Origin of the sequence: Nitrososphaera sp. (assembly GCF_013388945.1) — an archaeon.
Lineage (GTDB): Archaea > Thermoproteota > Nitrososphaeria > Nitrososphaerales > Nitrososphaeraceae > Nitrososphaera.
Genome location: NZ_JACAEH010000007.1, coordinates 28,688 through 48,186, shown reverse-complemented (window position 1 = coordinate 48,186; position 19,499 = coordinate 28,688). Strand labels below are relative to the sequence as shown.

33 protein-coding genes and 2 tRNA genes are annotated in these 19,499 nt (G+C 54.8%); 19 read left to right on the top strand and 16 right to left on the bottom strand.

Annotated elements, in window-relative coordinates:
• Positions 1-38: 38 nt before the first annotated feature.
• The 3 genes from HXY31_RS04860 to HXY31_RS04850 all read right to left on the bottom strand — a co-directional run bounded on the left by HXY31_RS04860 (position 39) and on the right by HXY31_RS04850 (position 2,267).
• Positions 39-863, bottom strand: coding sequence for an MEDS domain-containing protein (locus HXY31_RS04860; protein ID WP_292640341.1), 825 nt, complete (start codon positions 861-863; stop codon positions 39-41).
• 125 nt (positions 864-988) lie between these two features.
• Entirely contained in the window at positions 989-1,549 is a 561-nt protein-coding gene (gene scpB / locus HXY31_RS04855) for an SMC-Scp complex subunit ScpB (RefSeq protein ID WP_292640339.1), read from the bottom strand.
• Positions 1,550-1,574: 25 nt separating this feature from the next.
• On the bottom strand, positions 1,575-2,267 hold the full coding sequence (locus tag HXY31_RS04850; RefSeq protein WP_292640337.1) for a hypothetical protein: 693 nt from the start codon (positions 2,265-2,267) through the stop codon (positions 1,575-1,577).
• A 110-nt stretch (positions 2,268-2,377) separates the two neighbouring features.
• On the opposite strand from HXY31_RS04850, the gene HXY31_RS04845 reads away from it, so the two are divergent.
• The 6 genes from HXY31_RS04845 (at position 2,378) to HXY31_RS04820 (ending at position 4,309) form a co-directional block, all read left to right on the top strand.
• On the top strand, positions 2,378-2,854 hold the full coding sequence (locus HXY31_RS04845; protein WP_292640335.1) for a hypothetical protein: 477 nt from the start codon (positions 2,378-2,380) through the stop codon (positions 2,852-2,854).
• A 34-nt stretch (positions 2,855-2,888) separates the two neighbouring features.
• Positions 2,889-2,963, top strand: a tRNA-Arg gene (locus HXY31_RS04840).
• 44 nt (positions 2,964-3,007) lie between these two features.
• Positions 3,008-3,223: a type II toxin-antitoxin system HicA family toxin gene (locus HXY31_RS04835; protein ID WP_292640332.1), complete on the top strand. Its 216-nt coding sequence runs from the start codon at positions 3,008-3,010 to the stop codon at positions 3,221-3,223.
• A gap of 41 nt (positions 3,224-3,264) precedes the next feature.
• A complete protein-coding gene (locus tag HXY31_RS04830) occupies positions 3,265-3,492 on the top strand; it encodes a type II toxin-antitoxin system HicB family antitoxin (RefSeq protein ID WP_292640331.1) in 228 nt (75 codons plus the stop codon).
• 109 nt (positions 3,493-3,601) lie between these two features.
• The gene (locus tag HXY31_RS04825; protein ID WP_292640329.1) at positions 3,602-3,934 is read left to right on the top strand and encodes a hypothetical protein; all 333 of its coding nucleotides are present in this window, start codon (positions 3,602-3,604) and stop codon (positions 3,932-3,934) included.
• 84 nt (positions 3,935-4,018) lie between these two features.
• A complete protein-coding gene (locus tag HXY31_RS04820) occupies positions 4,019-4,309 on the top strand; it encodes a hypothetical protein (RefSeq protein ID WP_292640327.1) in 291 nt (96 codons plus the stop codon).
• 24 nt (positions 4,310-4,333) lie between these two features.
• Here the strand turns inward: HXY31_RS04820 and HXY31_RS04815 are convergent, their stop codons facing one another.
• The 3 genes from HXY31_RS04815 to HXY31_RS04805 all read right to left on the bottom strand — a co-directional run bounded on the left by HXY31_RS04815 (position 4,334) and on the right by HXY31_RS04805 (position 5,665).
• Positions 4,334-4,582 carry a hypothetical protein gene (locus tag HXY31_RS04815; protein WP_292640325.1) on the bottom strand — a complete coding sequence of 83 codons (249 nt, stop codon included), beginning with the start codon at positions 4,580-4,582 and terminating at the stop codon, positions 4,334-4,336.
• A gap of 412 nt (positions 4,583-4,994) precedes the next feature.
• Positions 4,995-5,153: a hypothetical protein gene (locus HXY31_RS04810; protein WP_292640323.1), complete on the bottom strand. Its 159-nt coding sequence runs from the start codon at positions 5,151-5,153 to the stop codon at positions 4,995-4,997.
• Between the two features lie 194 nt (positions 5,154-5,347).
• Positions 5,348-5,665 carry a hypothetical protein gene (locus tag HXY31_RS04805; RefSeq protein ID WP_292640321.1) on the bottom strand — a complete coding sequence of 106 codons (318 nt, stop codon included), beginning with the start codon at positions 5,663-5,665 and terminating at the stop codon, positions 5,348-5,350.
• Positions 5,666-5,756: 91 nt separating this feature from the next.
• On the opposite strand from HXY31_RS04805, the gene HXY31_RS04800 reads away from it, so the two are divergent.
• The gene (locus tag HXY31_RS04800) at positions 5,757-6,401 is read left to right on the top strand and encodes a hypothetical protein (protein WP_292640319.1); all 645 of its coding nucleotides are present in this window, start codon (positions 5,757-5,759) and stop codon (positions 6,399-6,401) included.
• 91 nt (positions 6,402-6,492) lie between these two features.
• Positions 6,493-6,795 carry a hypothetical protein gene (locus tag HXY31_RS04795; RefSeq protein WP_292640318.1) on the top strand — a complete coding sequence of 101 codons (303 nt, stop codon included), beginning with the start codon at positions 6,493-6,495 and terminating at the stop codon, positions 6,793-6,795.
• A gap of 99 nt (positions 6,796-6,894) precedes the next feature.
• Here HXY31_RS04795 and HXY31_RS04790 read toward each other — a convergent pair whose 3' ends face one another.
• Positions 6,895-7,077 (bottom strand): hypothetical protein, encoded by a 183-nt coding sequence (locus HXY31_RS04790; RefSeq protein ID WP_292640316.1) that lies wholly within the window; start codon positions 7,075-7,077, stop codon positions 6,895-6,897.
• Between the two features lie 112 nt (positions 7,078-7,189).
• Here HXY31_RS04790 and HXY31_RS04785 point away from each other — a divergent pair, with 112 nt between their 5' ends.
• Positions 7,190-7,441: an Lrp/AsnC ligand binding domain-containing protein gene (locus HXY31_RS04785; RefSeq protein WP_292640314.1), complete on the top strand. Its 252-nt coding sequence runs from the start codon at positions 7,190-7,192 to the stop codon at positions 7,439-7,441.
• Positions 7,442-7,529: 88 nt separating this feature from the next.
• Here the strand turns inward: HXY31_RS04785 and HXY31_RS04780 are convergent, their stop codons facing one another.
• Positions 7,530-8,744, bottom strand: coding sequence for a CHRD domain-containing protein (locus HXY31_RS04780; protein WP_292640312.1), 1,215 nt, complete (start codon positions 8,742-8,744; stop codon positions 7,530-7,532).
• 151 nt (positions 8,745-8,895) lie between these two features.
• On the opposite strand from HXY31_RS04780, the gene HXY31_RS04775 reads away from it, so the two are divergent.
• The 5 genes from HXY31_RS04775 to HXY31_RS04755 all read left to right on the top strand — a co-directional run bounded on the left by HXY31_RS04775 (position 8,896) and on the right by HXY31_RS04755 (position 10,464).
• Entirely contained in the window at positions 8,896-9,099 is a 204-nt protein-coding gene (locus tag HXY31_RS04775) for a hypothetical protein (RefSeq protein ID WP_292640309.1), read from the top strand.
• Between the two features lie 40 nt (positions 9,100-9,139).
• The gene (locus HXY31_RS04770) at positions 9,140-9,643 is read left to right on the top strand and encodes a hypothetical protein (protein ID WP_292640307.1); all 504 of its coding nucleotides are present in this window, start codon (positions 9,140-9,142) and stop codon (positions 9,641-9,643) included.
• Positions 9,644-9,680: 37 nt separating this feature from the next.
• Positions 9,681-9,803 (top strand): hypothetical protein, encoded by a 123-nt coding sequence (locus HXY31_RS04765; protein ID WP_292640305.1) that lies wholly within the window; start codon positions 9,681-9,683, stop codon positions 9,801-9,803.
• A gap of 73 nt (positions 9,804-9,876) precedes the next feature.
• Positions 9,877-10,014 carry a hypothetical protein gene (locus HXY31_RS04760; protein WP_292640303.1) on the top strand — a complete coding sequence of 46 codons (138 nt, stop codon included), beginning with the start codon at positions 9,877-9,879 and terminating at the stop codon, positions 10,012-10,014.
• A gap of 252 nt (positions 10,015-10,266) precedes the next feature.
• A complete protein-coding gene (locus HXY31_RS04755) occupies positions 10,267-10,464 on the top strand; it encodes a hypothetical protein (RefSeq protein WP_292640301.1) in 198 nt (65 codons plus the stop codon).
• 11 nt (positions 10,465-10,475) lie between these two features.
• Here HXY31_RS04755 and HXY31_RS04750 read toward each other — a convergent pair whose 3' ends face one another.
• Positions 10,476-10,721, bottom strand: coding sequence for a hypothetical protein (locus HXY31_RS04750; protein WP_292640299.1), 246 nt, complete (start codon positions 10,719-10,721; stop codon positions 10,476-10,478).
• Positions 10,722-10,875: 154 nt separating this feature from the next.
• Between HXY31_RS04750 and HXY31_RS04745 the strand changes: the two genes are divergently transcribed.
• Positions 10,876-10,949 (top strand) — tRNA-Pro (locus tag HXY31_RS04745).
• A 1-nt stretch (position 10,950) separates the two neighbouring features.
• Here the strand turns inward: HXY31_RS04745 and HXY31_RS04740 are convergent.
• Complete coding sequence (locus tag HXY31_RS04740) at positions 10,951-11,775, bottom strand: hypothetical protein (protein ID WP_292640297.1); 825 nt, start codon at positions 11,773-11,775, stop codon at positions 10,951-10,953.
• Positions 11,775-12,083, bottom strand: coding sequence for a hypothetical protein (locus HXY31_RS04735; RefSeq protein WP_292640294.1), 309 nt, complete (start codon positions 12,081-12,083; stop codon positions 11,775-11,777). Before HXY31_RS04735 ends, HXY31_RS04740 begins: the two co-directional genes overlap by 1 nt.
• 86 nt (positions 12,084-12,169) lie before the next feature.
• Here HXY31_RS04735 and HXY31_RS04730 point away from each other — a divergent pair, with 86 nt between their 5' ends.
• Positions 12,170-12,724 (top strand): hypothetical protein, encoded by a 555-nt coding sequence (locus tag HXY31_RS04730; RefSeq protein ID WP_292640292.1) that lies wholly within the window; start codon positions 12,170-12,172, stop codon positions 12,722-12,724.
• Here HXY31_RS04730 and HXY31_RS04725 read toward each other — a convergent pair.
• The 4 genes from HXY31_RS04725 to leuC all read right to left on the bottom strand — a co-directional run bounded on the left by HXY31_RS04725 (position 12,719) and on the right by leuC (position 16,443).
• Positions 12,719-12,961, bottom strand: coding sequence for a hypothetical protein (locus tag HXY31_RS04725; RefSeq protein WP_292640290.1), 243 nt, complete (start codon positions 12,959-12,961; stop codon positions 12,719-12,721). The genes HXY31_RS04730 and HXY31_RS04725 overlap by 6 nt on opposite strands.
• Before the next feature lie 68 nt (positions 12,962-13,029).
• Positions 13,030-14,403 (bottom strand): hypothetical protein, encoded by a 1,374-nt coding sequence (locus HXY31_RS04720; RefSeq protein ID WP_292640288.1) that lies wholly within the window; start codon positions 14,401-14,403, stop codon positions 13,030-13,032.
• A gap of 37 nt (positions 14,404-14,440) precedes the next feature.
• Entirely contained in the window at positions 14,441-15,028 is a 588-nt protein-coding gene (leuD, locus tag HXY31_RS04715) for a 3-isopropylmalate dehydratase small subunit (protein WP_292640286.1), read from the bottom strand.
• The gene (gene leuC / locus HXY31_RS04710; RefSeq protein ID WP_292640283.1) at positions 15,028-16,443 is read right to left on the bottom strand and encodes a 3-isopropylmalate dehydratase large subunit; all 1,416 of its coding nucleotides are present in this window, start codon (positions 16,441-16,443) and stop codon (positions 15,028-15,030) included. Before leuC ends, leuD begins: the two co-directional genes overlap by 1 nt.
• Positions 16,444-16,526: 83 nt before the next feature.
• On the opposite strand from leuC, the gene HXY31_RS04705 reads away from it, so the two are divergent.
• A complete protein-coding gene (locus HXY31_RS04705) occupies positions 16,527-17,186 on the top strand; it encodes a proteasome subunit beta (protein ID WP_292640280.1) in 660 nt (219 codons plus the stop codon).
• A 52-nt stretch (positions 17,187-17,238) separates the two neighbouring features.
• Complete coding sequence (locus HXY31_RS04700) at positions 17,239-17,625, top strand: hypothetical protein (RefSeq protein ID WP_292640278.1); 387 nt, start codon at positions 17,239-17,241, stop codon at positions 17,623-17,625.
• Here HXY31_RS04700 and HXY31_RS04695 read toward each other — a convergent pair.
• On the bottom strand, positions 17,622-19,070 hold the full coding sequence (locus HXY31_RS04695; RefSeq protein WP_292640275.1) for a M3 family metallopeptidase: 1,449 nt from the start codon (positions 19,068-19,070) through the stop codon (positions 17,622-17,624). The two genes, HXY31_RS04700 and HXY31_RS04695, sit on opposite strands and share 4 nt — an antisense overlap.
• Before the next feature lie 61 nt (positions 19,071-19,131).
• Between HXY31_RS04695 and HXY31_RS04690 the strand changes: the two genes are divergently transcribed.
• A complete protein-coding gene (locus tag HXY31_RS04690; RefSeq protein ID WP_292640272.1) occupies positions 19,132-19,494 on the top strand; it encodes a hypothetical protein in 363 nt (120 codons plus the stop codon).
• Positions 19,495-19,499 lie beyond the last annotated feature (5 nt).

The following is a 19,499-nucleotide window of genomic DNA, read 5'->3' as shown; positions in this document are numbered from 1 at the left end:
TTTTGCACTCTAATAAAAAACATGCGCCGGATTGCTGGTCAGAGGGGCGGGCGCACGCTGCGGCTGTGGCACTCTATCAGCATTGCCCTTGACTCGGCTGTCATTACGTCTGCCGAGTAGGGGCACAGCAGGGTCACGGGCACGGCATAGTCCTGTACCGTCCTGTGCCAGGCCTGCTCCAGGCGGAGGCACCTGTCGTCCTCTCCGCGCAGGGCAAGGTTGCCTGCGACGGTCCCGATTATGTTCAGGCCGGCCCTTTTCCTCGACTTTATTTCAGCCCTTGCGGCATACAGACGGGCAAGGATGGGCTCGATGGACGGGTCAAGCCCTTCGGGATACAGCTCGTCGTGGGACACGGTTACGATGTCCCCGCGCTTAACAAGGCTGTCTGCGTCCATGCCGTTTGCCCAAAGAAACTCCCTGAACGCGCGCTCTTCCTGCCTGCTCACGGCCATGAAAGTTACCTGGTTGTTCTGCAGGCCCCTGACGACAAAGTGGTACACCATCTGCTCGAGCTGGAACGGCGACGAATAGTAGGCTATCACGTGGTCGCGGTCCTTCATTTCAAGCACGGCGTTTTTGATGATGTAGGCGCCCCGTAGCTGGCGCACATGCTCTCCAAATGAGCCCTTGACTGCATAATCAGGCGGTCCGGACCGAGAAGCAGGAACTATGGACCGGAACAGGTAGGCGGCCAGCCTGTTGAGGAGCGCGGCAGAGCCTGCGCCAAACAATCGCGCTGCCACCTCTTCAAACGCGTCAGGGTCCTCGACTGCAAGAGCGGACGCGTCGCCCACGCCGGCCATCCTTGCGATGTGAAACTTTAGCGCATTTGCCGCCGAGGATCCGAGTGTCTCCGTCATGGCGGCATCTATCACTTCAGCAGGGGTACCGGCTGTCACGCGGATGCTCATTCGTCGCATCCCCGGGCTTGCAAATAAGTTTTTGTCTCAGAATTTTTTCATTTTTCATACTTGTAGCCGGGCCGCTATGCCTCTTCAGGCTTGCCGGCAGGCTTGGGGTTCTGCCGGTTGGTCTCTGCCACCAGCTTGCTCTTCATGGAGTTAAGGTCGGTTATGCCGAAATACTCTTTGAATTTTTCAGTCGTCCTGTACACCTTCAGCCTTCCAAGCGACTCGTGCTCGACAAACTGCATCTGCTCAAGCTCTTTGACGTGCTGGTAGACCTGGCTCCCGCGTATCTGCACCAGGCGCTTTGAGGTCACCGGCTGCTCGTAGGCGATGTAGGTGAGGGTCTTTTGCGTGGCGCCGGATATGATGGGTCTCTGCGCGAACTTGCGGATGAGGGGGGTAAACGAAGGCTTTAGCTGAAAGACGTACGAGCCGTCCTCAAGGGGCGTTATCTCGATTGCCTTGAACGTCGATTTCGTCTTTTTCACAAGCTCGCCCACTATGCGCACCGTCTTTTCCTTCGAGTTTGTGCCCGACGCCCTGACCAGCTCGTCGACTGTCAGCGGCCTGCCTGCAGAGTAGAGCGCGGCCTCTATCCTTGCAGTCACCTCGTCGTCAGGGAGCGTGTTGCGCACCATTTTTAGTGTGAAAGCCTGAATTACTTTATTGTTTCTGCTTCAGCGTTATCCTGACGTCGTCTGAATCGTCTGGCTGCTCCAGGTCGACCTTGTCCTTCATGGCAAGGTACAGCATCGCTATGAAGCACCTTGCCATCTCGACAGGGTCCATGTTTGCGACCAGCGCCTTGAACGTGGCCGAGCCGTCGGCGCTTACTATGTCAAATATCATGTCCTCGTACTTTTGGATTATCTGCTCGAATTTTACGAGGTACTGGTCAAAGTCAAAGGTCTGGATGGGCTCAAGGTCAACCTGCTTTTTCCGCGGCCTTGGATGGGCAAGCTCCATTATCATGTTTTCAAGCACCTTCATCAGGTCCTCGACTGAAACAGGGTAGGTGGACTCGACCCTGAACGGCAGCTCTATCGTGTTAAGGTCGGGGATCGGAAGCTGCTCCTGATCCTGCAGGCCCTTTTTCTGCATCGCAATCTTTTCAAGCAAAAATATGCTCTCGACCTTTAGCCTGTATATCATAGACGACGACACGGCCGCGATTCCGCAGATCCTCAGGTCCTTGTTGCCGGTGGCATTGAGAAGGTTGAGGAACAGCTGCAGTATCCCCACGATGTCGACGTTCCAGACGTCCTTTTTGGCAAGGATTGAGGGGTTGAACAGCAGGTTGAGCGGGGGCTGGGCTATGGTCTTCTTTGTGTCCGGCACTCCCCCAGCTTCTGACAATTCTCCACCCTGAGGTCGGTTTTTGCATATAATACGCTATCGCGCAACAAAACCTGACACCTTGCTCCAATGACGCTTAGTTTATTTTGCGCTTTTGGACACTACAGGCGTTGCGCAAGAGCCAGAGGCAGCTGATCCTCACCGCCGGCGTGATAGGGGCGGTTGTTGCTTTTGCCGTCCTGCTCGTTTACCCCCAGATAGCAAACGCAAGCGACATCGCGTTCCGCCAGTCGTGGAACGCCATCGCCTTTGAGACAGGCGACCTGACGCAGGAATACCAGGCGCATGAAGGCAAGTGGAAGGCAGGCGGGTACAGCAACGAGGAGATGGCAGGCATCGTCGACGACTACAGGCCCCGCTACCAGTCGCTCATAGCAAGGGCAAACGCCATCGACACTCCTGACAAGTATTCAGAATCTCGCGAGCTTCTCGTAAAGTCGATAGAGACCGAGATGATAAGCAACGACCACTTCAAGAACTACCTGCTCACAGGCGACGAGAGCGAGCTGCGCAAGTCCGAGGACCTGCTGTCGCTTTCATTGAAATACAGCGCAGAGGCAGACGCCGCCGTTCTTGCAGCCGGCTAGGTATTAATTATGGTTGCTAGACTTGACCCCTACTGGGCCCATAGTTCAGCTTGGACAGAATGGCTGCCTGCGGAGCAGTTGGTCGAGGGTTCGAGTCCCTCTGGGCCCGCTTTCCGTACATATTCATATACAACTTTTTCAGTCCTACAAGGAGTGAGCTTACGCAATCATAGCTACCGCGATGTCTTGAAAGTACTTGATCGCAAAGGCTTCAGAATAGTCCGGCAGCGCGGCAGCCACATCATCTTGATGCATCAGGACGGAAGGTATGCCACGGTTCCAAGGCACGATCCGATAAAGGAACCGACCCTCAAGTCGATACTCGACCAAGCAGGGATATCCAAGGAAGAGTTTCTCAACGAGTTATAGCATGCTAAGCTTTTATAATCAAACGAGGCTATATCCCATAGATGGCCCTTAAGAAGAACGTCGGTAATAGAAAATTCACGATAAGAATCCAGGAAGCGCCCGAAGGAGGATATACAGGGCAATGCATAGAGCTTCCCGGAGCCATCAGCGAAGGCGAAACTATTGAAGAATTGAAAGAGAACATGACCGAAGCCATCCAGCTGGTATTGGATACACTTGAAGAGCAGGCAAAGAAGGACAGAAAGATCGTAATAGAGATCCCCAATTAGCTGTATTTTTCTACAAGACCCGAACCCATCCGGGTCCGAGTCCCTCTGGGCCCGTACTTTGTTCTGAACGGGAAGCTGCCTAAAATATCCGGTTCTGCATTCAATCCCTGTGTCAGAAAGGTGGAGTCCGGAAGACAATGAAACCCTGTGGCCTTGGCTCCTGCGTGGGATATACGAGATGAAAGGAGGGGTGGTGGGAAGAACCGTGCTCATGACAAACGTCGTCGAATACATAAAAGCAAAGAATTACTGGGGCAACGAGCTTGAATTGGAGAAATATCTGCGCATTAATGCAGGCGACAGCTACAGGCGCAACCTCTACAAAATCACGCGCTGGATGATAGACAGGGGTTTTCTAAGAAATCACGCGGACTTCCATGAAGTATCGATCACCAGGCAAGGCATCAATATGCTTGGCAAACATTTTCCAGAGTTTCAATAGCCGCGATCCGAAACCTGCGGCTTGATGACAGAGCGATGAATTATTAGTGGTGGCTGGCTCAAGGAGTAAAGGCAGGAGAACACGGTGGCGAGCAAAGAAGGCAAGCGCATTGCAGCGATTGCAGCCTATTGCGGCGTCTGCGGGCATTACATAATCGCCAAAGACTACAAGACCAGCGCAGAGCACCGCATGTCGATAAACGACCACATAAAGGCGAAACACAAAGACGCAAAGCTGAATTTGTGGAGAGGCCCGTTCAACGTGAGGGATTCGATGAGCGAAGTGTACACCGAAGATTTCGCGACAGAGGCGGCTGCCAAGTCGTGGCAGGCAGGGGCGAAAAAGATGGGCTGGAAGGGCACCAGTGAGATCTAGACACAATGATTGGCAGGCACGGTTTCAGCCGCCGGCATGCCTCATCGACTGGCATTTGCGGCAAATCTCGTCGCGCCGGGGCTCCTTTTCCGCTATCGAATATTCGTGGCTCTTGTAATAGCGCAGGCATTTCGTGCTCGCATTTCCAACCGAACTCGGGTTGGACGTCTCGCCCTCGCTTATGATTTTTGCAATATGGTATTCGGGGCGGGTGCTGCTGCGCGCCAGGATGTACACGCCTTCTTTTTTATAAGGCAGCCTGTTACCTTTCAATGCTTTTGTCACCTCTGCGTGTTCTATAAAGACTCCTGGACCCCCTGGGCCCGCCACTTTCTGCACGCGTCATACTCTATCAAACCTTAAGAGGCCGGCATGCCAAACAGACACATGGTAAAGCAGTCATTTTCCTGCGATTGCGGCAACGTGATGGTATGCGTTGCAGAAGATGACACAATAAAGCCAAAATACAGAAGTGTTTCCGGCAGAATTCGACTCCGATGCAACGACTGCGGCAAAGAGCACGAAGTTTTTCTAAAGCACAAAATTGCCAGGTTTGTCGGAGCGTCGCCTTCGTTCAAAGAGATTTCCCATTCATGACAGAATTGTCGGCGGATTTACCTGTAAAGCTCAGGCAAACTTAAACCCCTGCGAATTCAGACGCCGCAGAAATGCCTACCGACGCATGCTAGATTGCTTCCTCAAGCATCTCAAAAGTGACAGCAGCAAGAAGGATAAAGAATATCCTCTTACCTGACGAGAAGAGCCGGTTCTTGTCCAATACGTGCCACAGAAAGTTCTGAAGCGCAGGGTAGCCGGACGGCCCCAGCGCATTGACTATGGGCATGGCCCAGGCGGATAAAGAAAACATTTGCCATGCTCACAGAATAATGATGACCGTACGGACATATAACTCCCAGCAAAACTCTGCCAAGCGCAGTGCTGCAGCTATTCTGGCGAAATGCCTTCTGCCACTACGCTTTCAGCGGCAGAGCCAGATTTTAAGACGAGGTCTCCCGAGGCCGTTCACTACCTCCAATGTCACCTTCGCGAGTTCATTATGTGCTTGCCCCGGGCTATATCCCCGCCGTCCAGACCAAACACTTTTCCTATCATCTTGTCAGGAAGGTGCATGGGCACTCTGCCCCGCCGATGCGCTTCTTCGTGGACCACTGATACAATGCTGCAGGCAACCGCGTTTGTGGTAGAGCCGGTCAGGCCTGCGCCGCCTTCTCTTTCCAGTTTTCCGGACATTTCAAGGCACCTCTCCCTCACAAAAGATGTAAGCTTTAGCTTGTCGCACAATTCATTGATGCCCTCGTTAACTTTCAACAAGGTCGAGTTATTGCTTTGTGACATGATGTCGTAGGCACTGCGTGCCTAATAAACATGCGAAATTGATGCGGCCAAATACCCGGGTTTAATAGTCGTCATGTTGTATAGAATGCACTTGTCTGCAGTTGAACAGCGGCTTTCCCCGAAGGAGAGGCAGGAGATCGAGTCCCGCCTTGCAAATTACCACATCCCTTTTCAGATCCTTGAAATCATAGCAGAAGAATGCAACTGCAGCGAAGCCGTCGCAGGCAGAAGGGAGACCCGGGGAAAAAGCAAAAAGCCTTCGTTGATATCCGGGCTTAACGACCAGTCGCTTATCCAGCTGAGGCGGACGTTCCTTGACTGCGAGGACTCTTTTTCAAGGTTCAGGTTTGCGGTGCTCCTGTCGTCGAAATTTACTCCTGCAATGTACAAGTTTGTAATGGCAAACAAGATCCGGGGCAGGTCAAATCAGGAGCACGTTTTCGATGTCTGCATATTCAGTCGCGCGACAGAAGAGCTGGTGGCCGTAGGCATGCAAAACAACAACGCGGGAAGGAAAGCGACCGGTGCCGAGCCGTTGCAAGAGTACTTCAGCGCAATCAGAGACATCTTGGCAGCGCACCCCAGCCTGCGCAGCGTGTATTACTCGTCTTCCTATGGCTATGACTGCCGCCCGTCGCGCCTTGCAGCAAAAACGCAATCGTTGAAAGGCTCCAGCGTGGAAATCAATTTTCTCGAGTTCCAGGATAAGGTGTACCGACGGTTCAAAGAACAGTGATCGATTGGTCCTGTGCGAAATCTGTAGCAAAGGCGAGGAATACCACACCTGCCTGACATGCGCAAAGCACCTGTGCAGGGGGTGTTTCAACATGGTTCATTTTGGCATAGGCGCCCCGCGCTCCGGCAAGTCGATGGTATACGGCACCTGTATATTCTGTGGAGAGATATTTGCGCGCAACGCAAGGATGCAGGTGTGCGACAAATGCGAGATAATACTCACGTGGACGTCGTCGATGAACTTTCTTGCCGCCGTAAACAGGATCTCTGACCTGATAAGGGCGGGCAGGCTGGACTCGAAACTGCGAAACGAAAATTACTGCAAGACAAACTTTGGCAGCCACGCCGCCCAGGTGATAATGGACGCAGTCGACGGCTCGAGAATTGACCGGTAACGTCAGGCCCTCGCGCAGCCGTCGCAGTAATTGCCGGCCCGGACATCCCTCAAGCCACAATTCCGGCAGACGTCCCTGCGCAGAAAAGTCAGAGCCATCTCAGTATCCTGAAGTCTCGTACCGCGCCTGAGGAAGGCAGCTGTCACAGTACCTCTGAATGACTATCGCGCCTTCGAGTTTGAACAGAGCCTCTGTTGTTGCCACCGCCGCGCATGACACGCAAAAACCTGTGCCGCCCTTTGTTCCCGCCTTTGCAGGCCTTGTTTGAAATGGTTTTGCCACTGCGCCTGTACCCCGCATCGGCTTATATGGCTTTCAAACAGGGCACGGATCCGTCTTGCGTAGCTTGAAGAGCTGCAAGCGGCCTTTTATAGCGGGGATGCACAACCTGATCATGACGCTTGCTTTTGTCCTGTTGAACTGCGACATCGGTGCAGAGAAATCAGTGCTGTTCAGCATGAGGTCCATCTCGGGAGTTTCTGAGGCTGTCGGAGTTTCAGGAATCTATGACATAGTAGCCAAGCTCAGAGCCGATTCAAATGACGGGATAACAAGCATTCTCAGAAAGTTTCACCTGATTGCGCATGTCAGGTCGTGCTCCACCATGATTGTCGCAGAAGAGCTGGGCAACTGGCAATCAGGCTGACAAAGCGATGTTCGTATCCTAGGCAAGACAGTGTCTCTCTGTCTGCTACCGGTTTTTCATGACAGAAAAAGGGGGACGGTCCAGCTTCCTACTTTGGCAGGAAGCTGAACTTGCCGTACCTTGCCGTGACTGCGACGACGCCGACTATGGCTGCCGCAAGCGCCACTGCGGCAAGCGGGAATTCTGGGACGACGTTGGCACCCGTGATGGTCACCTCGCCGATGCCGTGCACGTACGTCAGCCTTATCACGCTCTCTCCTGAACTTTCGTCGACTTCAAAGTCGGTTGTCACGTCGCCGTCGACCATTACTGTGTACGGCCCTTCAAGCACTCTTCCGATTGTGATTTCAGTCACGCCCGGCGTCCCTTCTTCACCTGCGACTGCAAACGAGACGGTCTTGCTTCCCTCGTCCAGCGAGAACGCGGTTATCGTCGACGAGCTCCTTACGGCGATGTCTATGTTTGCGCCTGCGACTGACACCGTGTGAGTGGTTGCGGGCAGGCCAGGCTCGGCTGCCGGCGGAGACGCGCTGACGATGTCTACAAGCGCGCTTCCTTCCGTGAACGGAATAGTGAGTGTCCTCACGTCCGCCCCAAAGTCGTCCTCGGCGTACACTTCCATCTCGTCGACAAAGACTATGTAGTCAAGGTCCTGCTCTCCTGCGGCAGAATCTATCAATTCCCTTGGAAGCTGGATTTTCAGCTCGCCGTCATGCGCGGCAGATATCTGCGCAGTTATCATCTTGTTATCTGCGTCGCCGGTCAGTTCGGTCAGCGTTCCGTTGGTAATCGAATACTGGATCTCGTGCTCTTCTTCGCCGTACGTCAGAGCAGCAGTCTTCATTTCTCCCACAGCCTCGCAGGCTATCTGCCCGCGAATCTCGCCACTTGGATTTGCAGAGGTGTGTATGTTTATATACATCTGCCCGGCAAGCAGGTAGGTCGCGGAATTGGATCCGACAACTATGGAGCCTGTCAGGGGCGACGAGACGTCTGAGGCACCGCCAATGTCTACAAGTATTCCGGCGTTGGTCCCGTTAACTGCAGGGCCGTGGAAATGCGCCGCAGTCGCAGGCCCGGACAGTCCTGAGAATTCTATCTCCCAGGCAAGCGTGTTTGTCGCGGAATCAAACGTCAGAGACGCCGTTCCCGCGCCGTCGGTCTCGACAGGAGGGACCTCCTGCGAGCCGTCCAGGGTTGCTGCGCACGTATAATTTTCTGCGTATGCAGGTCTTGCACCGGTCAGGACAACCCCTGCCAGGAGGACGGACCCCAGCAGCATTGCCAACACCTTGACTTCCATACAAGATACTTTCGTTTTTTAAATTAAAGACTTATCAGATATCTCTCTATAAGCGCACTCTGGTAGACTGAACCCTCTTGTCTTTCCTGCCTAGATGTCGTACAGAGCGAGCCACCAGATCGCTTTTGTAATTTTGCGGCGAAAAAACTGCATGGCGAAAGATGTGGAGATAGTTGCCAACGACCTCAGGGTCTACTTCAAGGGACTCGAAGTAGCGCTTGGAAAGGGCAACATCGACGACGCCATCAGGTACATCCACAACATCAAGACAGAGCTCGACGACAACCTGGGCTACCTGCAATCAAGAAAAGGCGCGCAGGAAAACAGTGCTGCTGCAAGCTCCCAGGCGGCCTGACCGGCTCGGTTTATACACGGCAGGCGCAGGACTTGGCGTCATGCTCGTAGACGCGGTCATGTCGCAGACTAGGTGCAGGAAATTTCTGGCCGGCGACGGGATAACGACGCTGGACTTTACAGTCAGCGAGTTTGGCGGCGCCTTTGGGGGCGTTTCAATAGACGCAAGGGCCGCTAAAAAGAGCTCGCAGGCCTTTGCCGACGCGTTCAGCGTCGCAAAGAACCTCGACGAATACCAGTACAGGATCTGCGCGCTCGTTCCGTCGCTTGCAGACTCGCCTGCCAAGACCCTGCTCCAGAAATACAGGGTTGCAATTGCCGCAGCTTTTGCCAAGCTCGTCCACTTGATAAAGCACGAACAGGGCGGCCTGCAGGCATGGACTGCGCATGCGCGCCTGGTGCTTGTGGAAGCGTCTGACGCCTACGTCGCAGTGGCTGCAGGCTCTGCTCGTTTGCAAAAGCCAAAGATAGCCGACGCGCTCTTGTTTTTCGGGCTTGCAGAAAGCGACGTCGACAGGGCCCTTGCCTCCGCGTACGGGCAGTGACGAAATGTGCAAATATGCCGGGTGCGTCCGGGCACCTGTGCCAAACTGCGCCACCTGCGGGCAAGCATGCAGCGACCCGATAACCGTCAAAGAAGGGAAAAAGACGCGCCACTTTTGCTCCGGCGACTGCGAGCTGATGTTCAGCTCGCAGGGCAAGTGATCTATATTCAGCTAGCTCACGCCACGGATCTAAATTGAGCTACCTTTTATCAGTAGGATTGCAACGAAAACGCATGAGAGCAACCGAGCCGCCGAGAAGGTGCAAGTGCGACGAGTGCGCCGACACATACAGCATCCTGCACGAGTTTGACCTCTTTTCAGCAAGGAGGTTTGGCGACGAAGAAAAGGACGCGATGACGGTCCTGCACTAAGCTTTGGAAAAGTTGTCAGGCCCTACTCATCCTTCGACTTTCGGGCCCGAATGCACGTGACGTACAGTAGGGGTTGGCTGTAGCGTTGTAATAGGGGTGTTTGTATAAAAAGTTTCTCGTTATGGATACTGGTGAAGCCGTTATCCCCTATTAGTCACACGGTTTTCATTCAGCGAGCCAGACTATGGAAACGAATTCTGTAATACCCCACCAATCTACTTTTTAGTCGTGCGCCCAAAACTGCGTGTGATGATGAGTGGCATCAAGTACAGGCTGAACCACAATCCCGTGCGGTACGACGCGCTGACAAGGACGTACCAGGTAGGCAGGATGGCGTTTGACACGTACAGGGACGCAAGGGCAAACAAGTGGCAGTGCGACAAGTGCGGCAGCCCGTTTTCAAGCTTCAAGCTGCTCAGGACGCACAAGGCAGACGAGCATTCCTACTAGACCAAAGAGATCTACTTTTTCGCCCTTATCGTTTTCTGCTGCTTTGGGCCTACCAGGGTCTGGTTGACTATCCTTATCAGCTGGCGGTGGCCTCTGCCTGACCTCCATGCGACAAGCTGTGCATACAGAAGAAACGCATAGAGCTCCTGGAGATACTGCAGGGAGGGATCTTTCTTGTCAAGCTCCCTCATGTTGATGCCTATCTCGCTGAGAGCCAGGTACATCGTGTCGGCGTCGCACTTGCTTATCGCAGGCATGTCCGCCATAACAGTGGCGATTTTGCTATTTTAGCGACACGGGTACTGTGCACGATATTGCACTACAACGGCGTCCCCCGCAGTGCAGCGTACTACAAACGCATTTTTTGCAAGTACAAGAGATATAATGGGGTTGCCGGGCACTGGTTTTCTGGGGGCCGTTGTCTAGCTTGGCAGGATGCCAGCCTCGGGCGCTGGAGGTCGCTGGTTCGAATCCGGCCGGCCCCATTTACCGGTTTTCTTGCTGCCACGTCTTCCTGGCGGCGTCCCTGTCGTAGATGAAGAACCTGTTGTGCCAGAAAAGCGTGGCCGCCATCATGATGTAAGCTGCGTTGTAGAGCGGGTCCCACACCCAGTCGTTTTCAGGGGCGCCTATTGCCGAATGATAGGCAAAGCCCAGGTCTGCTGCGGCAAAAAGCAGCATTGATATCGACAGCAGGAACCAGGGCACCCCTGTCAACTTGCCGCTTTTGAGGCGCAAAAGCACGAGGACTGCCGGCACTATCAGCAGCCCGTCAACTGCCACATAAAGGAGAGACACGACAAGCGAGAGGGCGTCCCCTTCCGGGTCCGCGGAGACCAGCACCAGTTCTATCGCGCTGTAGGCCACAAAGGCGGCAGTCGCGACGGAGACGGCAAGCGCAAGGCGGTTCTGCCCTGCTCCAAAGAACCGGTAAATCCTGAAAAGATAGTACGCGGCAGGCGCGTACCCGGCAAGCCAGGCAGCGTCTGCAAGCGACGGGAAGGGGTTGTCGATGCCAAGCCCGAGCTCGTAGTAGGTCCACAAAAGCTCGCCGGCAAGCCAGAGTCCAAGCGCAAGCGCAAACGCAGCCTGCGCCTTTCCGTACAGGCCGGACTTGCCTTGTCGCAGCGCCACAACTGCTGCCAGTGCAAACGCGCCGGCAGAAGTAGCGTTCAGTATCCAGTTGCCAAAAAACACCCTTCCTTCACCATCAGCGAGTATTAACGGAAGGTTGAGAGCGACCAGGGCGACTGCGAGCGTGACAGTGAGCCATCGCCGGATGACTTGCGGATCAAACGCTGTTGTCTGCACTAGCCCTTCACCTTTTCGGCAATCTCGAAGAGCCTCAGGACCCTCTCGATGCCGATCAGGCCCTTGTCGTAATCGGCTGAAATCTCTAGTTTTTCTGCCATTTGCTTGGCTACAAGCTCCATAATGATGTCCGCGCCATCCCCCATGAGCTCGTATAGCGCGGCGTGGAACCTCTTGATGTCAAACTTCTCCGGGACCATCGAAATACCTGACTGGCTCATGTGCCATTCAAGTGACTGCATTGTAGGCTCGCCAAGCGTGGTTATGACCTCCTGCGTGCACTTCCATGCAAGCCGCTGCAGGTTCAATGTCTCAACATATAGCGAGATGTTCTATAAAAGTATGTGTAGTTTTGACATCGTATAAATAAAGTCCGCCCCCAAATCCCCGCGTCATGTCCGGCATTTCAGAGGCTGTCAGGACGGTTGCAATAGACGTGGATTCTGTCCTTGCCGACGTGATGCTGGTCTGGGTCGATGAGTACAACAGGCGCAGGGGCACGAAAATAACAAAGGAGGACATAACAAGGTGGGACATCCCAACAGTGCTTCCAATAACGCCCGAGCAGGTCTACGAGTACTTTATCCATGTGTGGCAGAAAAGGTGGGAGGAGATACCGCCCACGGAGGACAGAATAGGCGCAATCACCGAGCGCCTGCACAGAAAGGGGTACAGGATCTCTGTCATCACAAAGAGGGAGCGCCCCACGGTCGCGTACGTGGCAAAGTGGCTTGACCACAATGGCGTGTACCTCGATGATCTTTTGTTCGTGTTTGACGCCGTGCCAAAGGCCGAGTACCCGTTTGACGTCCTCATCGACGACGCGCCAAAAAACCTGGTAGACATTCCCGCGCCCAAGACTGCCATACTCTTCAACCAGCCCTGGAACCGGGACTTTAGCTGGCCGGCAAGGGTGAACACGCTTTCTGAGGCAGAGCGCCTGCTATGACAGCTCTATGAGCGCCCTGTTGATGAGCGCGGCAAGGCCGGCGTACTGCAGTAGCAGTTTTGCGGCAGACTCGAGAGCGTCGGGGCCGCGGAATCCCTCGTCGTACTTCATTTCTACTGCGCCCCGGTCAGTTTCCACGACCACCGTCAAAAGCGAGTAGTCGCCGAGGCGCTCGTCCCTGCGCTCGACGTACTGCCGCATCTCCATCTTTGTTATCAAGACCCCTTCCATCTTCATCTGATTGTGCAAGAGCTGTAACGATTTTGCGGGAGGCCCGCCTGTGCGGCCAGGCTCAAGGTCGCTTTTCATTTGTAGTCCAGGAACCTCACCCACTCGGGGAACCAGAGGCTGTGCTCCGGCACCCCTATGCCCCTTGCAAGCACCGAAGGCGAGTTGTAGTAGACGTTGTCGGCGCCAAGCTCCTTTGCGATGTTCAGGTTCAGCTCGTTTATCGACGAGACCTCCCCCACGTACTTGTTTGCGATAAGATCGCGGTTGTGTGTGTAAAGCCCCACCTGCCGGCCGTCGACTGTTGGCACGTAACTTACAATCACGTCTATGCGCCTTGCGCCGGCGTTGCGCAGGTAGTATATCGTCTCCCTGGCAGTCGCGCTTGTCTGTATAGTGCCCTGAACGGTGGCAATCTTTTTTCCCTGCACCAGCGGTTGCATGACAAATTTCAGGGACCTGCCGGTCGTCAGGAGCTTGTTCTTGCTGTCAAGCTCTGAAAAGTCTATCATGTTGTCCGAGTCGTCGTACCTGTCCTTTATGACGCCTTCTCCCACCTCAAACGAGCGGAAATGCGACCGGTATGCAAGGGAAAAGCCAAGCGTCATCGGGCGTGTATAGTCGGGCTCGGCATACGCAGAGTCAAGGTCGCTCACCTTCAGGTCAAGCGAGAGAAAGTCTGCCTGCGCCCTGCCGATGTCCTTTCGTATCGAGTAGATGCTCTTGCCGCCAAGGGTTGCCACCACGTTTGACTCGCGGATGAACTCGAACGGGTCCATCATCAGCTTTGCGCCGGGGCTTGTCGCTATCACCTGCAGCCCTTCGTCCCGGCTTGCCATCACCAGCTGGCCCGGCTTGACGTCTGCAAACTCTAGGTCAAGCGACGTGCGGAGCGAGTTTTCAGAGGCGATTATCGAAAGCATCCCGTCGCGCCTGACGGCAGTCACAAGCGGCTTGAAGCCGGTGCTGTCCCTGTACGCGTATATCTCGTCGCCGAGTTTTATCACCAAGTTGCCGCGTAGGTGCCGGTCGAGAAACTCTGCGGCCCTTTCGGGGTTTTTTTTCAGAAGAGTGGTAAAGATGTGGTAAATCTTGTAAAGCGAGTCAGAGTCCTTTGCCGTGCCGACGTATGGGTGCAGGTGCAGACGTTCCGTGTCGACGAAAAATCCGTCAAACGCGGCCTGGACCGTGTTCATGCTTGAAAACGGCGGCGACCTTTTCGAAAGGTAGCCGAGGCCGCAGACGCCGTGCAGCTTTTCCCTGTGCGCCAGCTTTAAAATCGCGTCGTCGGAGGGAAGCGAGCCTTCCGCGCCGGCAGAGCCGTTTCCCACCATCATCTTCCAGTGTGCCTTGCCCCTGTGCTGGAGCATCCTCATGGCGTGCGCAAGCAGGTAGACCACTGCCTTGTTGGACTCGGTCCCGTGGCTGTATATGGCGACAATCCCGGCCATGTACCGGACACATGTTGCAGTATAGATAAAAATCTTGTCAGGCAGACGGCGCAAAGGTCTGCCTTTCGCGCTCGTACCTTGCGATGTCGGCCTCGAGCTTGAGCGTAAGGGCTATGCTGTCAAGGCCTTCGAGCAAGAGTTTCTTTCGAAACTCGTCTATCTCAAAGCGCATCACCCTGTCGCCGGCGCATATCGACTGGCGTGCAAGGTCTATCTCTATCTCCACGTCGTTCTTGAAGAGATAGTCGACCTCTTCCGGCGCAAGCCTGACAGGGAGCACGCCGTTTTTGAAGCAGTTGTTGTAGAATATGTCTGCAAACGACGGCGCAATCACTGCGCGAAAGCCATAGTCAAGTATAGCCCACGCTGCGTGCTCGCGCGAGCTGCCACTGCCAAAGTTGTCCCGGGCAAGGAGTATCTTCCTGTCCGCGTATTTCAAGTCGTTGAGCACAAAGTCGGGCCTCGGCCTGCCGTCCTTGTCAAAGCGCCAGTCGTAAAATAGGTACTTGCCAAAGCCTGCACGGCTCACAAGTTTCAGGAACTGCTTTGGCACTATCTGGTCGGTGTCGACGTTGACCCTGTCAAGCGGGGTCGCCTTGCTCTTTAGCACGACAAAAGGTTCCACTAGAGCCACTCCCTCACGTCTACAAAATGCCCCTCGATTGCAGCAGCTGCTGCCATCACCGGGCTCACAAGGTGCGTCCTTCCGCCCGAGCCCTGGCGGCCTTCAAAGTTGCGGTTGGACGTGCTTGCGCAGCGCTCCCCCGGCGACAAAATGTCAGGGTTCATGCCAAGGCACATGCTGCAGCCAGACTCGCGCCATTCAAAGCCCGCTTCCTTGAACACAGAGTCGAGGCCGAGCTTTTCTGCAGCCGCCTTGACGTGCTGCGAGCCCGGGACCACCATTGCCCTGACTGCCGGCGACACCTTGCGCCCCTTGACGACGACTGACGCTTCCACCAGGTCTTCAAGGCGCGAGTTGGTGCACGAGCCGATGAACACCCTGTCAAGTTTGATGTCGGTGACATGCGTGCCCGGTTCAAGGGCCATGTATTCGAGCGCTCTTACCGCAGCCTTTCTCTCGTTCTCGTTGCCCTTTGCAAACTCGTCGGGATGTGGAACTGCCTCGTCCACGCTCACGACCATCCCGGGGTTTGTGCCCCAGCTCACCTGCGGTGCAAGACGGGCTACGTCAAACGTGATGGACCTGTCAAACGCGGCGCTGGCATCCGTGGCAAGCGCTCTCCACTGCGCGACTGCGCGCTCAAACTGCTCGCCCTTTGGCGCAAACCTTTTTCCCCTTACATAGTCAAACGTCTTTTCGTCAGGAGCCACGAGCCCGGCGCGCGCCCCGCCTTCTATTGACATGTTGCACACAGTCATCCGGTTTTCCATCGACATGTCGCGTACCGCGCTCCCGCGGTACTCAAAGACACAGCCTGTGCCGCCGGCAGTCCCTATTGTCCTTATGACGTAGAGTATCATGTCCTTCGCAGTCACGGCGTGCTTGTTTTTGGGCCGGCCCTCGAGGTTTACCGCAAAGGTCCTGGGCCTGTCCATCCACATGGTCTGCGTGGCTAGGACGTGCTCGACCTCGCTTGTGCCGATTCCAAGTGCAAGCGCCCCGAACGCCCCGTGCGTCGACGTGTGGCTGTCGCCGCACACGATTGTAGTCCCGGGTAGCGTGAGCCCAAGCTCCGGCCCTATAACGTGGACGATGCCCTGGTCCGGGCTGTGCATGTCGTAAAGCGTGATTCCAAACTCCTTGCAGTTTTCTGCAAGTGTCCTTATCTGCGTGGCAGAGATCTGGTCGACTATTGGCAGCGAGCGTGCTGTCGTAGGAACGTTGTGGTCCATAGTGGCAAACGTTAGGTCCGGCCTCCTGACCTTGCGCTTGCTCATGCGCAGGCCGTCAAACGCCTGTGGGGATGTGACTTCGTGCACCAGATGGCGGTCAATGTAGAGAAGCGCCGGCCCGCCGTCCTTCTGTGCGACAACATGATTGTCCCAGATCTTCTCAAACAGCGTCCTGCCAGACAAGGCAGGTAGAGTTGGCGGCAGGGAAATTTGAACCTAGCACTCACAAACCTTAAATCAGGTTTTCTGCTCCAAGATGGTGTAAAATGCACCCCCAGGACAACCGTTATCCCGAGTATATCGCTGAGCAGATAAAGAAGGGCACCACGACTTGTGCGCTTACATGCAAGGACGGAGTGGTCCTGGCAGCCGACACCCGGGCAAGCGCAGGCTTGTTCATAGCCGACAGACACGTCATGAAGATCCAGAGGGTCGACAAGCACCTTGGCATGACGATTGCAGGCGGCGTCGCAGACGCGCAGAACCTGGTAGACCTTATGCGCTACAATGCAAACATTTTCCGCCTGCAGAACAAGGAGCCCATGCCGATCAAGTCGGCGGCGAGGCTGATCTCAAATGTCCTGTTTAACCAGCGCTACTTCCCCTACTACGTGCAGCTCATCATGGCAGGCTACACTGCAAAAGAGGGGGCGCAAATATACAACATCGACCTCTTCGGCTCGCTCTCAACAGAGAAGTTCATATCCACAGGTTCCGGCTCGCCCGTGGCCTACGGCTACCTCGAGTCCGAATACAAGGAAGGCCTGGGCGTGAACGAGGCGTACAAGATAGCGATGCACGCAATCGCAGCGGCTATACGCAGGAACGCAGGCACCGGCGACAACATCAACGTCGTCATAATCGACAAGGACGGCTGGCGCGAGCTTTCAAAAGAGCAAAAAGCTGCAGTCGGCGTAGTGTACTAAGCACGGCACTGCATTCGAAGCCGTTATCTACTTCTTTTTCAAAAACAGCAGCGTGAGCGAAAAACAGCCCATCAGCGCAGAGTCCCTAGTCGAAGTAATGAAGGACAGCGCGTTAATCAGGCTTGTCACGATAATCGACATCACAAGCATGTCGGTACTCGAGCTTTTGGCTTCAGGATTTACGAGGCAAGAGGTAAGCAGGGCCCTTGCAAAGGGAGTTATCGCGTACGAGGCAGGAGCGCCACATGAGGAAACCGTCGGCGAAGCCTTCGAGTCGGGCGACTTTTTCTTTCGCATGCTCAACACAAAAGTAAGGCTGACAGAGCTTGGGCTGTACGTGCTTGACTGCATCAAGTCGCCGGAGAAGTGTCAGCTGTCCGAGCTTGGCGGCTCGTTTGACACGTCTACATTCCATCCGCCCGGCGGGCCGGCTGTCTAGGATGTTATTTCCTTCATGAACACGCCCGGGTCCATCTTGGAAAATTTGTCCAGTTTTATCGAGGCGCCGGGCGCCATAATTTCCCGCAGGTGTGCTCCGGCTTGCGCTTGGGACCACCATTCTTCTCCGAACCTAGTTTGCAGGTGGCGTTCAAGTTCTGCCGCCCTCACTGCTGCAAGCATGTAGCTTGGGACGTACATTATAGCGTCAGGCAGTATGTGGTGCAGCATCCAGTACTCGCCAGGAACGTCAAGGCCGACGTACTCTCTGAGCAGCTTTGCATAAAGGTCGCTTGCCTGCTCCATCGACAGGCCCTTGCGCCAGAACTCGGCCTTCATAAGCGAGTTTGCCGTGTAGAACGTGACAAAGAACAATTCCATAAAGTTGTTCCTTCTTTCAAGGTCGTCAAGCACCTTTTCGTCTGTGACGCCAAGCGATTTCAGGTAGAGCCGGTTCTTTGTGAGGCGTTCCAAAAAGATAGAGAATATCTCTGCGACGCCCATCGAGATCCCGTAGCGGTCCCAGTACGTGGCATTCTCGTTGACAGACGAGGCGTGCATGGCGTGGCCCATCTCGTGATAGCAGCCCTGCAGGTCGAAATACGGGCTCTCGGCCTTGTACAGGACGCGGATGTCAGTAGGCACCTGCACGAAAAAGCAGATCGGCGACGGGTACTTGTTCTTGCGGTTCTGCGCGTCTATTGCAATGCGCGACATGTCAAACTGCAGGTGCTTCAGAAGGCTGGTGACCTGGTCCGGCGGCCTGACCTTTGCAAAGTGCCGCTCGATGTCAGAGTAGACGCGGTTTCTGAAAAAGTAAAAGTCGTCGTAGTATTCTGCCTGCCTGCCGAGCACCTTTTGCGAAAGGTCGGAAAGGTATTCCTGGAACGGCTTTTTGGCCTGCTGGCCCATCGACTTGACAAACTGCATCAGCTTTGAATGAGTGATGCGCTCGTTCTCGAGGTAGCCGTCAAGCGGGCTTGGAACCTTCTTGCTTGTTCCATATCTCTCATAGACGCGGCCGATTTCTGCAAACCTCTTTCTTATCACGGGCGAGACAAAGCGCGTCTTTTTGACGAATTCGTCAAACACCTGCTTGCGGGCGCCGTCGTCCTTTGCCCTGCTGTTGAACTGCCGCCACGAGCTCCAGTTCACAGGCGCGCCGGCGAACTTTAATTTTGAGACCACCTTCTTGTTCCTTGCATCGTACAGCTCAAGTTCCAGGTTTTTCGTGGACGAGTCGGCAATGTTTTCGATGGCCGCAAGCACCAGCTCGCGTGGCTTGTCAAAGTTTTCCAGAAACGACCTGGCGCTTGTGTTTTTTATCTCGGCAAGACTTTTTATCGCTTTTTCGCTGTACGGCAGGCCGGCGTACTGCTTGTAGCGCTCGTCGGACTCTGCGACGTAGATGCGCTCGTCGAGCTGGCACCACTGCTCTAGGTTCATGGCAACTAGCGCGGCTGATGATGTTAAAAACGTTATAACTTTTCCCTGCGGATACCAGCCGTTGGTCTCTGTTGTCGTTCACATATCAAAGGACAGCCTCGTGATAGAGCCAAAAGGCAGGATATCCAAGTTTGCCGCGCTCAAAATAAGGATGAAAATCCCGCTTGCCTGCGTAAAGTCAGTCAGCACCGCACCTGTGCCCCGGCCCAAGATATACAGGAGCGTCAGGGTGGGCGGGACCGCGCTCCCGCCTCACTTTGCAGGCAGGTTCTACAGCTTTGGCACCGGCCTCATCTTCCTTGCTTTAAGCGACAGGCAAAAGTGCGTGACACTAAGGCTCCACGACTTTGTCTACAGGGAAGTGGTTGTGCAGGTGGACTACAAGGAAAAGGTTGCAGAAGAGATAAGAAACGCGCTTTTATAACAACG

Bases quoted from the DNA above. Each gene is read 5' to 3' on its own strand.
- HXY31_RS04860 (WP_292640341.1), bottom strand. From the start codon at position 863: ATGACGGAGACACTCGGATCCTCGGCGGCAAATGCGCTAAAGTTTCAC.
- scpB (WP_292640339.1), bottom strand. From the start codon at position 1,549: ATGGTGCGCAACACGCTCCCTGACGACGAGGTGACTGCAAGGATAGAG.
- HXY31_RS04830 (WP_292640331.1), top strand. From the start codon at position 3,265: ATGGCCCTTAAGAAGAACGTCGGTAATAGAAAATTCACGATAAGAATC.
- HXY31_RS04810 (WP_292640323.1), bottom strand. From the start codon at position 5,153: ATGCCCATAGTCAATGCGCTGGGGCCGTCCGGCTACCCTGCGCTTCAG.
- HXY31_RS04805 (WP_292640321.1), bottom strand. From the start codon at position 5,665: ATGTCACAAAGCAATAACTCGACCTTGTTGAAAGTTAACGAGGGCATC.
- HXY31_RS04795 (WP_292640318.1), top strand. From the start codon at position 6,493: ATGGTTCATTTTGGCATAGGCGCCCCGCGCTCCGGCAAGTCGATGGTA.
- HXY31_RS04785 (WP_292640314.1), top strand. From the start codon at position 7,190: ATGACGCTTGCTTTTGTCCTGTTGAACTGCGACATCGGTGCAGAGAAA.
- HXY31_RS04780 (WP_292640312.1), bottom strand. From the start codon at position 8,744: ATGGAAGTCAAGGTGTTGGCAATGCTGCTGGGGTCCGTCCTCCTGGCA.
- HXY31_RS04775 (WP_292640309.1), top strand. From the start codon at position 8,896: ATGGCGAAAGATGTGGAGATAGTTGCCAACGACCTCAGGGTCTACTTC.
- HXY31_RS04770 (WP_292640307.1), top strand. From the start codon at position 9,140: ATGCTCGTAGACGCGGTCATGTCGCAGACTAGGTGCAGGAAATTTCTG.
- HXY31_RS04760 (WP_292640303.1), top strand. From the start codon at position 9,877: ATGAGAGCAACCGAGCCGCCGAGAAGGTGCAAGTGCGACGAGTGCGCC.
- HXY31_RS04755 (WP_292640301.1), top strand. From the start codon at position 10,267: ATGAGTGGCATCAAGTACAGGCTGAACCACAATCCCGTGCGGTACGAC.
- HXY31_RS04750 (WP_292640299.1), bottom strand. From the start codon at position 10,721: ATGCCTGCGATAAGCAAGTGCGACGCCGACACGATGTACCTGGCTCTC.
- HXY31_RS04730 (WP_292640292.1), top strand. From the start codon at position 12,170: ATGTCCGGCATTTCAGAGGCTGTCAGGACGGTTGCAATAGACGTGGAT.
- HXY31_RS04725 (WP_292640290.1), bottom strand. From the start codon at position 12,961: ATGAAGATGGAAGGGGTCTTGATAACAAAGATGGAGATGCGGCAGTAC.
- HXY31_RS04720 (WP_292640288.1), bottom strand. From the start codon at position 14,403: ATGGCCGGGATTGTCGCCATATACAGCCACGGGACCGAGTCCAACAAG.
- HXY31_RS04705 (WP_292640280.1), top strand. From the start codon at position 16,527: ATGCACCCCCAGGACAACCGTTATCCCGAGTATATCGCTGAGCAGATA.
- HXY31_RS04695 (WP_292640275.1), bottom strand. From the start codon at position 19,070: ATGAACCTAGAGCAGTGGTGCCAGCTCGACGAGCGCATCTACGTCGCA.